Consider the following 14,985-nt stretch of genomic DNA (forward strand, 5'->3'; position numbering starts at 1 on the left):
TTCATTTAACAAATGAACTTTCAGGAAATTACAGGAATAGTTGCTGCACAGTTTGGTCATCACGACATCAATACGGACATAAAAGGACCTCAGCCAATTTTGATCATTCCGGTTGAACAAATAGCACTTGTATGCCGGTTTTTACACGAAGATGACCGCATGTATTTCGATTATCTTGCCTGTATTACAGCGATTGACAACGGTGCCGGACTGGCAACCATGGAGATAATCTATAACCTGACTTCTATTCCCTACGGCCATGATTTAATGATCAAAGCCATTTTTCCAAGAAATCTTCCGGAAGAAACTTTACCTGTTGTACCAACCGTCAGTCATATCTGGCGCACTGCTGACTGGCATGAACGTGAAGCATTTGACCTGGTTGGTATTCACTTCGAAGGACATCCGGACATGAGAAGAATACTGTTACCCGAGGACTGGGAAGGCCATCCTTTAAGAAAAGATTATAAGGTTCAGGATCGCTATCATGGAATATATGTCCGGTATGAAGACGGCCCCAGACTTGATTAAGCTCACCCGGAATACAACATTTAATGTTTTTTCTTAGCAGCGCATTACAAGTATATTTTAATTCGTTTTAAAGAAATGCAGAAAAAAAATCTGTATAAACACGATAATGCTAATATCCTCCCGGGTTCCAAAATAAACAGAACAAATTTGGTTGCTTAGGAAAGGCTCGCTATTTTCCGTTATCAATTCCTAACAATTACTCGAATGCGCTTCATACTTTTTACCCTGATCCTGGCGGGAATATCAACATCTGCCTTTGCGGCTACCGACTCACTAATCATACAGGGAAGAATACTTAATCTAAATGGAAGGCTGTACAGACAGGCTCCTGCCATTACGTTTTCAAGAAATAACATTTTACAGCCCCAATCGGAATTAAGCAAACAGGCACCGCTGGCAGCTGATGGCAGTTTCAGGGTTTCGCTACCCATGCTTTTTACAAAAGAAGAAATATACTTGGATTACAGCGGCAAAGCTTTCACTACATTTCTAGGATCTCCCGGTACTGTTGAAATAACTTTCGACGGCGATTCACTGGCCAAAGGAAAACGACTGTTTTATTTTGCAGGGGAAAATGCCGGGGCCAATAATCAATATCATATCTATTTAGCTGAAGAAAACAAACGACTTGCAGCAAACCCAGCCTTGGGATCAAGATTCTATGACACATTCTGGGAAAAATCGGCTAATGAGGTGCAGGGAGCAGCTGCAAAAAGAGCGGAATTAAAAGTTTCTGCGCTGTCAAAAGTAGGATCGGCCGGCGTTGTTGATCCTGCATTGAGACAATGGATACAATCTGTGGCAAATGATGAAATGTTACAGAATCTTTATGAATATGCCCTTAGCAACGGTTATGCGTTAGGAACAGACCTGCTGGATAGCCTTAAACGACTTTCAGTTTCTCCCCTCACCGCACAGAGAGTGACCTTGGCCAGCCGGTTCGGGACTTTCGGGGACAGAATGGTAGAAGAGAAACGATATGCAAATCCCGGACGGTCTTCTTCACTGCCCGTTCGCAGAATGGCTACGCTTATTCGTAATAATGCCACAGAACTTACCAGTGAAGAAAAAACAAGACTGGACGAAATTGCTATAAAGGGCGTCGCAGAAAAAAGTGAACTGGACTTTTTAAACAAGCTTTTCGCCAAAAATGAAACAGTTTTGAATCTACTGTTTGGCTACGAAAGAGAGAGCAGATCTTATGGGGAACTGTACGATAGCACTGCAAGAGAATTTCTCAAAGCCCGATTTTTACCCAAGAATTTCTACAAATACACTTATCGTCAGCAGATTGTATTAAGTAAGCACATTCAATCGACTTTAACGATTCCACAGTTTGCACAATCACTGGATGAAATTGTCAGGATTGAAGTAAAAGACAGTGCTGATATCAAAAAGATGATCGACTTCCGATCCATCAGTTCGGAGCCTGTGGAAACCTTACCGGGCTACTTTATGAGCGCTTCCAATGAGCGTGGTACAGCGTGGGCAAACCGTATTTTAGATAAGTATAAAGGCAAAACCATTTATCTGGTCAAGTGGAATTTTGAAGATGCCAGAAGCCGCGAGGAAATGGAATTTATGACCGCTTTACAGGCACAGCTCCCAAGGGATATCGTCTTTATTTATTTCCACCTTCCCGCAGACGATGCTTTCGTTTCAGGAGATTTGGTAAAACAATATATTGTCCGCCACCGTTTAAAAGGGACACATCTGTTTCTTAACAGCGGACAGACTATGGACCTGCTCTTTAAATTGAACCCTATTGAGCCTGGAACATTTGCCGTGATCAAACCAAATGGTAAATTTTTCTCAAAAAATGCGCCCGGTCCAAGAGCTATGGAAAAAACAGTTCAGGTAATTATGGAGGCTGGCTCGAAATAATATTAATTTTAATTTAGATTTTAGTAACTTAACTACCAACCCCGGTTATATCTATCATACGTACATAACTTAAAGTCTGCGGTTTTGCCTTATTCGTGTCATGTATAGATATTTGTTCTTCCTTTTATTTTTAACCACGATCGCGTCGGCTCAGAAACCCGACAGCCTGAAAACGGTTACTTATTCGAGGGACAGCACGAGGTATACGAATCTTAAACTTCGTATGTCAAAAACGAAATTCTCCAAAGCGGTGTACCGGCTTTTGTTCAGAGATGTTTATAATCAGGGTAAAGTAACCGAGGTTAAACAGATCGAAACCAATCCCTTCACGCCTTATGAAGGGATGGTAATAAGAAAAATTATCATCAGGCAACTAAATATGCTGGGTCAGTCTGTTTACGATACAACCCGGAAGGGTAATCGTTTGGAAAGGTTCTTCAGTGCAAACCTGCATACAAATACACGTGAAGGTATCATTCGAAAATCATTTTTGCGTTTTTCAGAAGGCGACGACATCAAAGCACAGGTTTTAAAAGATACCGAACGTTTGTTACGATCAAACAGACTAATAACGGACGCGCGTATTATCGTGATTCCCCGTGAGGACGTGACCTGGATGGCAGACGTTGTTGTATTGATACAGGATGCCTGGTCGCTAAACTTTTCCGGTGGATTTAGTTCTTTTAACAAGTTTAACATCGGGTTAAATAATATCAATACAAGAGGAACAACACATTCGCAGCTAACTGCTATACGCTGGAATGCGCAGGATACGGTCAGGAAATTTCAGTTCCGAACCGTTTACACGGTTCCCTATATTGCCAAAACTTTTATCACCGGACAGGCCAGTTTTATTCTGGAAAGGGATATAAGAGAACAATCAATCCGATTTTTCCGGCCATTCCTGACGAGTGAAACCAAATACGCAGGTGCATTTGAAGCAGGGCATACCTGGCTTCAGCAATATAAACGGTCGGTCAACAACACCGAAGTGCAGGTTTTGTTCCCGATTGAATATAATCACTATGACATCTGGCTTGGAAGGTCTTTTAAATTCCCTTTTGTAAATAGCTTTTTAAGTAAAAATGCGAGGCTGGTAACTGCCATCAGACATAATAAATTTGTCTATGACAAAAGACCGGAAGTAGGTCCGAATCTCAATAAGATTTACTGGAATCGTAGTGCGACGTTGGTAAGCATCGGTTATTCAAATAGAAACTACAAAAGAGACGTACTTATCTATGGCTTTGGTAGAACAGAAGACGTTCCGGTAGGAACTCTGTTTGCTATGACTGTCGGGCAGGAGAATACCCAATATGGCGGCAGGGGCTATGCAGGAGTACAGTATGCTGCGGGGAAATACATGCCACACAACCTGGGTTATATGTACGGGCTCGTAAATGTTGGTTCTTATGTTCAAAATGGCATGGCACAGCAGGGAGTTGTCGGAGGTCAAATGGACTATATAAGTAATCTGATTCCGTTTCGTTACAGTTTTTTCCGGCAGTTTGTCACGGCACGTTTTACGCAGGGAATTCGCAGAGATTCACTTGATTATCTGAACATCAGCAAAGAACAGGGAATACGCGGAATTTACAATGATCAGCTGATCGGAACAAAACGGCTAACCTTATCAACAGAAACAGTATTCTTTTCAGACAAAAGTATCCTGGGATTCCGTATTGCCTATTTTGTTTTTGCTGATTTTGGGGTAGTAAACGGACCTAAGAAAAGACTGCGGGAAAGTCCGCTTTACCAAGGTTATGGGTTGGGAATGAGACTGCGGAATGAAAATCTTACTTTCAACACATTACAGCTGCGCATTAGTTATTACCCAAATGTACCGGCTCTCTCTTCTCCTTTCCGGTATGGGATTGATGGTAATGTGCCACTTAGGCTTAAGGATTTTGATATTTCAGCGCCTTCAATTCTGCCGCTGCAATAGTTACTTTACAAACCCCTGTGTTTAATTTCTATAACAAATGCCTCAGACACACCGGCAAGCTCAGCAATTTTCAAAGCATCGAAATCCGTTTGACGAAGCAGATTTTTCACAAAAACTACTTTTTCAGTTTCTCTTCCTTTCTCGATACCTTCTTCCAGAGTCAGCATCTTAATAGTTTCTATAATTCCCATCGTCCGTTTATTTCCGGTTAACAAATCAATCTGCTTATCAAAATTACTATTTATTTCAGGATTTCCTATGTGTATAAATGTCTTTAAAAAGAACAGAAAGCGTCTGATTTTAGGTAAATCATATCTCTTACTCTCTATAAGGGCACGTGCTATTACCAGACGTTGCACATCCAGTTCTTCTTCCGAAATCTTACTGTTTAACAACACTTTCTGCGCTGCAAGAATGATTAAAGCAAACAGGTTGTCCATTGCAAGTAACTGTGCCTCGCTATGGTCCAGAATGTGGTAGGCATTGTATTTATAATGCACTTCTGTTCCCAGGAATTCTTTGTGAAAATGATCAGGACGTTTTTGGTTTTTACCTCCTGTAAAAACTGCCAAAGCAGCTAGATTAACATCATAACGATCATAGATTCGGTACCAGTAAGTAAACATTCTCCTGGCAAAATCCCTGGTCCCTTCTCCCTGAATTTCCAGATGAATTAGTAGAAGCTCACTATTTCCGTTCCTTAAATAGGTCTTAACGAGCATATCTGCGATACGGCTTCCACCCTTCTTTGCCAGTTCAGGAAAAAGCTCCAGCAGCTCTTTATCCATAAATTCGAAACCCCTTTCCATTTTAAAAACTGAATCAGTATCATTAAAAAAGAATCGCAGTAAACCTGGAAACGCTTCTTCGAAGGCACTTTTGAGCAGTATATCATTTTTTCTACGCATGAACCAGCAGTTGACTTACAGTTATTGAAAATTCTGTCTTTGATTAACATTCCCAACGTTACACACGATCAGTTTCATGAAAACCATATCAAAATGTGGCAAAATTCACATTTTCCTGCTTTCGCTCCCGCGGCTTCAAAATATTACAAATTCAGGTCATGCACATTTTTTGAACCTGAATTGTTCTTTTTCCGATATGTGAATTAACTTTGTGGAATTTTTGGACGTACCCCTGCCCGGAAAGTATCAGGCAACTCCAAAAGTTATTAAAACGTTATTTCCACTTTTCTACAAATTACCATTTACTGTGCCCAAAAATCCGAATATCAAGTCCATCCTAATTATCGGTTCTGGTCCCATCATCATTGGGCAGGCATGTGAGTTCGATTATGCAGGTTCACAAGCAGCCCGCTCACTTCGTGAAGAAGGTATAGAAGTTGTTCTAATCAACTCTAACCCGGCAACGATCATGACGGATCCGATCAGCGCTGATCATGTGTATCTGCTTCCATTGGAGAAGAAATACATCATCGAGATTCTTGAAAAACACAAAGCGCTTGGCAGGCCGATTGATGCAGTTTTACCAACCATGGGTGGTCAGACAGCTTTGAATTTAGCAATCGACTGCGACAAAGCAGGTATCTGGAAAAAGTATGATATAGATATTATCGGAGTCGATATCAAAGCGATCGAAACCACAGAAGACAGAGAAAAATTCCGCCTGAAAATGCTTGAACTTGATGTGAATGTTTGCAAAGGGCGTACAGCAAGATCATTTTTGGAAGGAAAAGAAATAGCTCAGGAAATCGGTTTCCCACTTGTTATCCGTCCTTCGTTCACACTTGGTGGTACAGGTGGTGGCATCGTTGAAAACGAAAAAGATTTTGACCAGGCGTTGAATAACGGTTTACACGCTTCTCCAACACATGAAGTTTTGGTAGAACAAAGTGTATACGGCTGGAAAGAATATGAGCTTGAATTGCTGCGTGATGGTGCCGGGAACTTCATTATCATTTGCTCGATTGAAAACTTTGACCCGATGGGTGTTCATACCGGCGATAGTATTACGGTAGCACCTGCCATGACGCTACCCGATACGCTTTATCAGCAAATGCGCGATCTGGCTATCAAAATGATGGACGGAATTGGAAAGTTTGCCGGCGGATGTAACGTTCAGTTTTCGGTAAATCCGGCGGACGATATGATTATTGCGATTGAGATTAACCCTCGTGTTTCCCGTTCTTCTGCACTTGCATCGAAAGCAACGGGTTACCCGATTGCAAAAATTGCTGCAAAAATGGCAATTGGTTATAATCTTGATGAATTAATAAATCCTATTACCGGTAGCACTTCTGCATTTTTTGAACCTTCGATCGACTATGTGATTGTTAAGGTTCCCCGCTGGAACTTTGATAAATTCCAGGGCGCTGACCGTGCATTGGGATTGCAGATGAAATCGGTTGGTGAAGCGATGGGTATCGGGCGTAATTTCCAGGAAGCATTGCAAAAGGCCTGTCAGTCCCTGGAAATTCGCCGAAACGGACTTGGAGCCGACGGACGTGAGCTACGCGATGTGGAAGCTATCAAATACAGTCTGGCACATCCGAGCTGGGATCGTCTTTTCCATATTTATGATGCTTTCAAAATCGGTTTGTCTTTCAAAACAATTCAGACACTTACCAAAATAGATGCCTGGTTCCTGCGCCAGATTGAAGAACTGATCGAACTTGAACATGAGATCGAGAAATTTGACCTGACTGACCTGCCAAAGGAATTACTCTTAACGGCAAAACAAAAGGGCTATGCTGACCGTCAGATTGCGCATTTGCTTCAGACAAAAGAAAGTAAAGTGTACGACAGACGTAAAGAACTGGGCATTAAACGTGTTTATAAATGTGTAGATACCTGCGCAGCTGAATTTGAAGCAAAAACGCCATACTACTACTCTACTTTCAATTCATCTCAGGAAACACCTGACAATGAGTCGATCGTATCTGATAAAAAGAAAGTGATCGTTTTAGGCTCAGGGCCTAACCGTATCGGACAAGGAATTGAGTTCGATTACTCCTGTGTCCATGGTGTTTTAGCAGCAAAAGAAGCTGGCTATGAAACGATTATGATCAACTGTAATCCTGAAACGGTTTCAACCGATCCGGATATTGCAGACAAATTATACTTCGAACCGGTTTTCTGGGAGCATGTTTTTGACATCATCGAACATGAAAAACCGGAAGGTGTGATTGTTCAGCTTGGTGGACAAACTGCTCTTAAAATGGCAGAGAAATTGGACAAATACGGAATCAAAATCATCGGAACCAGCTATAATTCACTTGACTGGGCCGAAGATCGCGGACGTTTTTCTCCATTGCTTGAAGAACTTGGAATTCCATATCCAAAATTCGGAACAGTAAGAACTGCTGACGCTGCCGTAGAACTTTCACGGACACTTGGCTTCCCGCTTTTAGTTCGTCCAAGTTACGTATTAGGCGGTCAGAACATGAAAATTGTGATCAACGAGAGAGAATTGGAACAACATGTTGTAAAAATTCTTCGTGATATTCCGGATAATAACATTCTTCTGGATCACTTCCTGGAAGGAGCTCTTGAAGCAGAGGCAGATGCAATTTGCGATGGCGAAGATGCTTACATCATTGGTGTGATGGAACATATCGAGCCGGCCGGTATTCACTCGGGTGACTCGCACGCGGCACTACCTCCTTTTGATTTGACTGATGATGTTATTCGCCAGATCAACGAATACACACGCAAAATTGCTTTGGCAATGAACGTGAAAGGCTTAATCAACGTGCAGTTTGCAATCAAAAACGGCATTGCTTATGTAATTGAAGCGAATCCAAGAGCTTCACGTACTGTTCCATTTATCTGCAAAGCATATCAGGAACCATATGTTAACTACGCCACAAAGCTGATGCTGGGAGACAAGAAATTGAGTGATTTTACTTTCAACCCTGTTAAAAAAGGTTGGGCGATCAAAATACCGGTCTTTTCGTTCAATAAATTTCCAAATGTAAATAAGGAATTAGGTCCTGAAATGAAATCAACCGGCGAAGCAATTTACTTCATCGATGATTTGCAGGATGATTTCTTCCAGAAGATTTACAGCGAGCGAAATTTGTATTTGAGCCGATAGTATTGTAATAGCTTTGGCTAAAGCCGACATCACCTACGAGCACTTAACCCCAGGCTTAAGCCTGGGGTTACCAGTGACTCATCACCAGGAGAGCATTAGCCCAAGATTGTGATTTTTATATTATAAAAGTAAAGCCGGCCCTCTCTAGAGTGCCGGCTTTACTTTTTATATTCTTACTTTTATTTCACCTCTTCATAATCCACATACTCCCCACCTTTAAATTTAGACTTGTTAATATCAGGAGGAACGCTCTCAACTCTTACACCAGGCTGTTTTGCACGTTGTTTCTGCGCACGATATTGCCTTTTTTGTTCCTTCACCAATTGACGGCCTACCAGTAAGTGAAAAATAAATCTTCTGAACAACGGCACAAAGGCAATCAGAAGCATAAATATGATCAGAATATTGAATACTATCTTCATCTTTCAATAGTTTATTACTGCAATGTATAACGTAAACCTCGCATTAATTCGCACACGAATATAACAAAAACCTGCTGAACGAACCAATAATAAGTTAAGCGGCGTCAATCAGGTTTTAACAAAACTAGATACTTCCTAACTACACCACTTCCGTATTTTTTTCTTCTTTATCTGCTATCTGTGCGATGGTTTTTGGTTTTAATATAAGTCTGAGCGACTGGTCATACGTTATATAACTCCAAACCCAATTTATCAAAGTTAATACCCGGTTTTTTACTCCGACAATCGACATCAGATGGACAAACATCCAGGTAAGCCAGGCGAAAAAACCCTGAAACTTCCAAAAAGGAAGATCCACCACAGCACGGTTTCTTCCCACCGTGGCCATAGAACCTAAATCTTTATAAACAAAAGGAATTGCTTTTTTGCCATCCATCACCCTCCAGACGTTACGTGCCAGGGCTTTTCCCTGTTGCATTGCAGGTTGTGCTAGCTGTGGATGACCGTTTTCCCATTTACCTTCGCTCATGGTTGCTACATCGCCCAAAGCAAAAACATTGTCGTACCCCTGAACACGGTTATACTGATCCACTTTGATCCTTCCTCCCCTGACGATCACATCCGGATTAAGTCCGTTTAAAGGATTTGCCTTGATACCAGCAGCCCATACAAGATTATCAGCCCTTAACCGCAAGCCTTGTTTGGTACTCACATATTTGCCATCAAAACCTGTAACTACCTGTTCAGTATGAATAATCACACCCATTTCTTCCAGGTATTTTTTCGATTTTGCTGACGATTCTTCCGACATTGCTCCAAGTAACTTACCGGAACCTTCAAGCAAATGGATCTGCATGCCCGTAAAATCCAGTTCAGGATAATCTTTTGGCAGGATAAATGCTCTCATTTCTGCAAGTGTACCCGAGAGTTCAACTCCGGTAGGACCACCTCCTACAACAACTACACTCATCAAACCTTCACGCTGGTCGTCTGAATCAACGGACAGAGCATCTTCAAAGTTTTGTAAAATACGGTTTCTCAGTGCCAGTGCTTCGGAAACTGTTTTCATTGGGATAGCCCTTTCCTCAATTTCCTTCATCCCAAAATAGTTGGTACTCGCACCGGTGGCTATAACCAGATAATCATACGTGATTTCTCCAAGATCCGTATCAACCGACTTCCGATCGGGGTTTACGCCATGTACTTCGGTAATTCTGATATGGACATTTTTCTTGGATTGAAAAACCTTCCTGAGCGGAAAAGATATTGAACTTGGTTCGAGACCAGCCATTGCCACCTGATAAAAGAGAGGCTGAAACTGGTGATAATTATTACGGTCGATCAGGACAACCTGTAAATCTTCCCTCTTGGCAATTTCTCTTGCCAAAGCCAATCCACCAAAACCGGCTCCGATGATGACTACTCTTTTATAATTTGTATCCGGAATGTTAGGTAGCATATCAAAATTATTTTATTCAATACGATATTTAAAAATACCGTACCTGATCAGACAACAGCCTTACTGTTCTCTACAACGCGTTCATAATAAGCTTCGTAATGTGGAAGGATTTTGGCTACATCAAATTCCCTTGCACGTGCCAAAGCATTGGCTTTAAACGTTGGCAGATTTTCATCACGCAAAATAAATTCTGCATTTTTGACCATATCATCCACGTCACCTACGTCACTTAAAAATCCTGTAACACCCGGTATGTTCAGTTCTGGCAGTCCGCCGGCATTTGATGTGATCAAAGGAACTTCACAAGCCATCGCCTCCAAGGCAGCTAAACCAAAACTCTCTGATTCAGACGGCATCAGGAATAAATCTGCAACAGAAAGTACCTCTTCAATTGCATCAAGTTTTCCAAGAAAACGAACATCAGAAAGCATATCAAGATCTTTGCAAAGGCGTTCGATACGGGCGCGGTCAGGTCCGTCGCCAACGAGTAACAGCTTGCTTGGAAGTAACTTCCTCAGTTTACTGAATATCATAATCACATCGTCAATCCTTTTTACTTTCCTGAAATTGGAAGTATGAACAATCAGTTTTTCGTTATTCGGACAAATCGCCAGTTTAAAATGTTCTTTCTTTTGTCTGTTAAAACGGTCAAGATCAATAAAGTTGGGAATAACCTCTATGTCTTTGGTAATATTGAAGTGGCGATAAGTATCTGTTTTTAAAGATTCAGAAACCGCAGTTATCCCATCAGACTGATTTATGCTAAAAGTAACAACCGGCTCGTAGGATTCGTCTTTGCCAACCAATGTAATATCCGTACCGTGAAGTGTAGTGATAACCGGAATGTGAATACCCTGTTGCGCCAAAATCTGTTTTGCCAGGTAAGCAGAAGATGCATGCGGGATCGCATAATGCACATGAAGCAGATCCAGCTTGGCACTTTGAACAACATGCACCATATGGCTCGACAATGCGGATTCGTATGGCGGATACTGAAAGAGTGGATAAGTCGGGATATTTACTTCATGATAGTATAAATTCTCATTGAAAAAATCGAGTCGCTGAGGTTGTGAATATGTAATAAAATGAACCTGATGACCTACTTTCGCGAGCGCTTTACCAAGTTCGGTAGCCACCACTCCGCTTCCTCCGAAGGTAGGATAACATACAATACCAATTTTCATAAAATATATTTCTAATCGTGGTGAAATTTTTGAAAACAATTGCGGTTTTACGCAATATTTCAATTGATGACATACGACTAACACATATTCAGCTCATTTTATCCCAAAGTATCAGAGAAAGATGTGAATTATTGCCAATAGTGCCGTAAAATGAATAATTTTAATGTCTCAATTCTATTTTGAATCAAATTATCCATGAATGTGTCTGCCCGCCCAAAAGTAACCTTACGGGATTTTGTTGCAGGAAGCGTGCGCCTGGTTCGTATGACGAACCTGGTCATCGTGGCTATGACACAGTATTTTACCCGTATTCTTTTAATTGGCCCAAGGCATAACTGGAAGCAGATTATTGCTGATCCTAATATGTTTTTCTTATCTCTTTCAACCGTTTGTATTGCAGCCGCCGGTTATATCATCAATGATTATTTTGACATAAAAATCGATATCGTAAACAAACCGGAGCGTGTAGTTGTTGGCCGTTACCTTAAACGGCGCTGGGCAATGGGTGCACACCAGGTGTTGAATGTCCTGGGAGCTGCTTTGGGGCTTTTGGTGAGCCCATGGGTATTTTTGGTAAATGTCTTTTCCATAACGTTACTATGGTTTTATTCCGAAAGATTTAAAAGAAAAGCATTCATCGGAAACTTCATCGTGTCGCTGCTAACCGGTTTTTCTCTTCTCATTCTAACCGTTTACTACCCTGAAAACCGTCATCTGGTTTTTATTTATGCTGTATTTTCATTTTTCATATCGCTGATACGGGAAGTCGTCAAAGACATGGAAGACATTAAAGGTGATGAAGCACACGGCTGCCGGACTTTGCCTATTGTCTGGGGAATCAGGAGAACAAAAACTTTTTTATATGTCGTTCTTTTCCTGTTTGTTGTAACACTTTTTTTTATGGGAGGTGTACTCGAAAACAGGACTTTGATCTGGCTTTTTTTATTACTCCTGGTACCCATAGGCTTCCTGGTGTTTAAACTTTCCAAATCGGATACAAGAAAAGAGTTCAAGGAAATTAGTAATCTGTGCAAGATCATTATGCTGCTGGGTTTGATGACCATGCTTTGGGCGTAATGTTACCGTTAAATCAAATTCTGACCACCCTTCTGCTTTCGAGAGATTGAAAATATACCTTTGTTTTCTAATCTAAACAAGCTGCTAAAATGATGAAGAATATATTGCTAAGCTTTTTGCTTGTAATGGTTGGTGTCTGCACCTTAAAGGCACAGGATTGCATGGGCTTTAATATGAAAGCCGGAAGCGGTTTCGATATGAACAGTTACGACGCAAAAGGCAAACTTATCACCACAATGCGATATAAAATTGCCAATGTGTCGAATGAGGCCGGAGCCGTTGTCTACACGATTGATTTTGAATCAGTTAACAGCAAGGGAAAATCTGAAATGAAGAATACCTACAAGATGCGCTGCAAAGGCAATACCCTTTCCATGGATGCAAAATCGCTTATCAGCTCGGAACAGATGAAATCTCTGGAAAGCTTTCAAATGAAATTCACTTCGGATGATATCGAGTATCCCGCTAAACTGACTGTCGGTGAAAAACTTAAGGATGCTTCCCTTAAAGGTGAAGGGACTTCGGGACCATTGGCTATCACCACAAACATGTTGATTTTTAATAGAAAAGTCGAGAGTCAGGAAAAACTTACCATACCGGCCGGAACCTTTGATGCTTACAAAGTGACGTCAGATATGACTATGGAGTCGCAGATGGGAATGAAAATAAAACTTGATTTCCAGACCGTATCCTATCGGGCCCCTAACATCTTATGGGACCTGAAAACAGAAAGTTATCGGAAGGGCAAACTGGTTGGTACCACCGAACTAAGCAAAATTTATTGAGCATTAGCTACTGATTCAAACTCTGAACGGCTTTCGATTCCCCGAAAGCCGTTCTTTTTTATAGCTTTGCCAAAAAAGCAGTTTATTATCTTCCAACCGACATTCTATTTAATGAAACGCATTGCCATTTTTGCATCAGGTTCCGGTTCAAACGCGGAGAAAATCTGCGACTATTTTAACGGCAGAACAGATGTGGAAGTCTCGCTGATACTAACCAACAATCCTCAGGCAGGCGTTATCCAGCGTGCCAGAAAATTACATATTCCGGTGGTGGTGTTTGACAGGAAAACTTTTTATGAAACAGAAAGGATTCTGAACTTACTTCAGAATGAAGGCGTAGATTTTATCGTTTTGGCAGGATTTATGATGCTGATTCCTGAATTTCTGGTAAAAGGTTATCCCGACAGAATGGTTAATATTCATCCTGCACTGTTGCCTAAACATGGCGGAAAAGGCATGTATGGACATTTTGTTCATGAAGCCGTGGTAGAAGCAAAGGATAAACAATCCGGAATCACAATTCATTTTGTAAATAAACATTACGACGAAGGAAATATTATTTTCCAGGCCACCTGTGACGTGTTGAAAACAGATTCTCCCGATGACGTGGCAGCAAAAGTTCAGGTACTTGAACATCAGCATTATCCCCGCGTAATCGACGAAGTTGTTGCCAAATTAGAAACAAAACGATGATCAACTTTATCCTTTCCGTACTGTTTACGGTGGCGCTTTACCTGATCATGCGTGCGTATCCGCGTTACAAGGTCAATTCGTTTCATGCCATTGTTTTTAATTATTACTCCTGCGTACTGACCGGCATTGTACTAACTCCCGATGTCGGCGTGTTCCAAAATGTTAAATGGGATTCAACAGGTACACTGCTCACACTTTCACTGGGGACCATGTTTGTAATTGCATTCATGTTAATTGGTCTTACGGCCCAGAAAGTAAGTGTTACTGCCGCCTCTCTGGCTGGTAATATGTCACTGGTAATCCCTGTGCTTTTTGGTTTGTTTGTTTTTAAAAACAACAATAAAGATTTTACTTTTCTTAATTATTCCGGGCTTATTCTTGCACTTGCTGCATTGGCTTTAGGTGCCATGCAAACCTCTAAAAATAAGGAAATCGCTGCTAATAAACCTGCTGAACCAGTTAAAGTGAGTAAGCTCTTATGGCTTCTTCCTGTTCTGACTTTTTTGGGAAGCGGAACCAACAATACGCTCATCAATTATTTGTCTGTAACATTTTATCCCCCCGGACAAACAACCGTTTTTATGATCATCGCCTGTACCGGCGCTGTGCTCATTGGAACGCTTTTATTGATTTACAAGATTGTTATTGTTAAAGAAAAGCTGGAGTTAAGAAGTGTGATCGGAGGACTGGTTTTAGGTATTCCTAATTTTCTTTATTTATATTTTCTTTTGCATGCTCTTTCTGCTTTTGGCAATAGCGCAGCCTATGTTTTCCCGGTTTACAACATTCTTACCATGCTGGTCTCTTCTTTTACGGCCTGGGCAATTTATAAAGAAAAACTAAACAATTACAACCGGCTTGGACTGGCGGTGGCCGTAGCTGCCATTATATTGATCTCCTATCAGGAACTCGGATTCTAAACAAAAAACAGAAAACCGGTGTTCTT

The 14,985-nt window shown here is 41.2% G+C and carries 12 protein-coding genes; 8 read left to right on the forward strand and 4 right to left on the reverse strand.

What is annotated here, in order from left to right:
• Window positions 1–12 precede the first annotated feature (12 nt).
• From E0F88_RS01365 to E0F88_RS01375, 3 genes are all read left to right on the forward strand, one after another.
• Complete coding sequence (locus E0F88_RS01365; protein WP_131955915.1) at window positions 13–531, forward strand: NADH-quinone oxidoreductase subunit C; 519 nt, start codon at window positions 13–15, stop codon at window positions 529–531.
• A gap of 204 nt (window positions 532–735) precedes the next feature.
• Window positions 736–2,415, forward strand: coding sequence for a hypothetical protein (locus tag E0F88_RS34975; protein ID WP_131955916.1), 1,680 nt, complete (start codon window positions 736–738; stop codon window positions 2,413–2,415).
• 100 nt (window positions 2,416–2,515) lie between these two features.
• Window positions 2,516–4,360, forward strand: a complete 1,845-nt coding sequence (locus E0F88_RS01375; RefSeq protein WP_131955918.1) for a BamA/TamA family outer membrane protein — start codon at window positions 2,516–2,518, stop codon at window positions 4,358–4,360.
• Window positions 4,361–4,365: 5 nt separating this feature from the next.
• Here the strand turns inward: E0F88_RS01375 and E0F88_RS01380 are convergent, their stop codons facing one another.
• The gene (locus tag E0F88_RS01380; protein WP_131955920.1) at window positions 4,366–5,268 is read right to left on the reverse strand and encodes an RpnC/YadD family protein; all 903 of its coding nucleotides are present in this window, start codon (window positions 5,266–5,268) and stop codon (window positions 4,366–4,368) included.
• A gap of 307 nt (window positions 5,269–5,575) precedes the next feature.
• On the opposite strand from E0F88_RS01380, the gene carB reads away from it, so the two are divergent.
• Window positions 5,576–8,419 (forward strand): carbamoyl-phosphate synthase large subunit, encoded by a 2,844-nt coding sequence (carB, locus tag E0F88_RS01385; protein WP_131956791.1) that lies wholly within the window; start codon window positions 5,576–5,578, stop codon window positions 8,417–8,419.
• Between the two features lie 179 nt (window positions 8,420–8,598).
• Here the strand turns inward: carB and E0F88_RS01390 are convergent, their stop codons facing one another.
• From E0F88_RS01390 to bshA, 3 genes are all read right to left on the reverse strand, one after another.
• Entirely contained in the window at window positions 8,599–8,841 is a 243-nt protein-coding gene (locus E0F88_RS01390) for a DUF4834 domain-containing protein (protein ID WP_131955922.1), read from the reverse strand.
• Window positions 8,842–8,980: 139 nt separating this feature from the next.
• A complete protein-coding gene (locus E0F88_RS01395) occupies window positions 8,981–10,300 on the reverse strand; it encodes an NAD(P)/FAD-dependent oxidoreductase (protein ID WP_131955924.1) in 1,320 nt (439 codons plus the stop codon).
• 47 nt (window positions 10,301–10,347) lie between these two features.
• The gene (bshA, locus tag E0F88_RS01400; protein ID WP_131955926.1) at window positions 10,348–11,484 is read right to left on the reverse strand and encodes an N-acetyl-alpha-D-glucosaminyl L-malate synthase BshA; all 1,137 of its coding nucleotides are present in this window, start codon (window positions 11,482–11,484) and stop codon (window positions 10,348–10,350) included.
• A gap of 195 nt (window positions 11,485–11,679) precedes the next feature.
• Here bshA and E0F88_RS01405 point away from each other — a divergent pair, with 195 nt between their 5' ends.
• The 4 genes from E0F88_RS01405 to E0F88_RS01420 all read left to right on the forward strand — a co-directional run bounded on the left by E0F88_RS01405 (window position 11,680) and on the right by E0F88_RS01420 (window position 14,959).
• Window positions 11,680–12,561, forward strand: coding sequence for a geranylgeranylglycerol-phosphate geranylgeranyltransferase (locus tag E0F88_RS01405; protein WP_131955928.1), 882 nt, complete (start codon window positions 11,680–11,682; stop codon window positions 12,559–12,561).
• A gap of 89 nt (window positions 12,562–12,650) precedes the next feature.
• Complete coding sequence (locus E0F88_RS01410) at window positions 12,651–13,346, forward strand: TapB family protein (RefSeq protein ID WP_131955930.1); 696 nt, start codon at window positions 12,651–12,653, stop codon at window positions 13,344–13,346.
• Between the two features lie 111 nt (window positions 13,347–13,457).
• A complete protein-coding gene (gene purN / locus E0F88_RS01415) occupies window positions 13,458–14,039 on the forward strand; it encodes a phosphoribosylglycinamide formyltransferase (RefSeq protein ID WP_131955932.1) in 582 nt (193 codons plus the stop codon).
• A complete protein-coding gene (locus E0F88_RS01420) occupies window positions 14,036–14,959 on the forward strand; it encodes a hypothetical protein (protein ID WP_131955934.1) in 924 nt (307 codons plus the stop codon). Before purN ends, E0F88_RS01420 begins: the two co-directional genes overlap by 4 nt.
• The last annotated feature ends 26 nt before the right edge of the window (window positions 14,960–14,985 follow it).

Origin of the sequence: Dyadobacter psychrotolerans (assembly GCF_004349265.1) — a bacterium.
In the GTDB taxonomy this organism is placed as follows: Bacteria; Bacteroidota; Bacteroidia; order Cytophagales; family Spirosomataceae; genus Dyadobacter; species Dyadobacter psychrotolerans.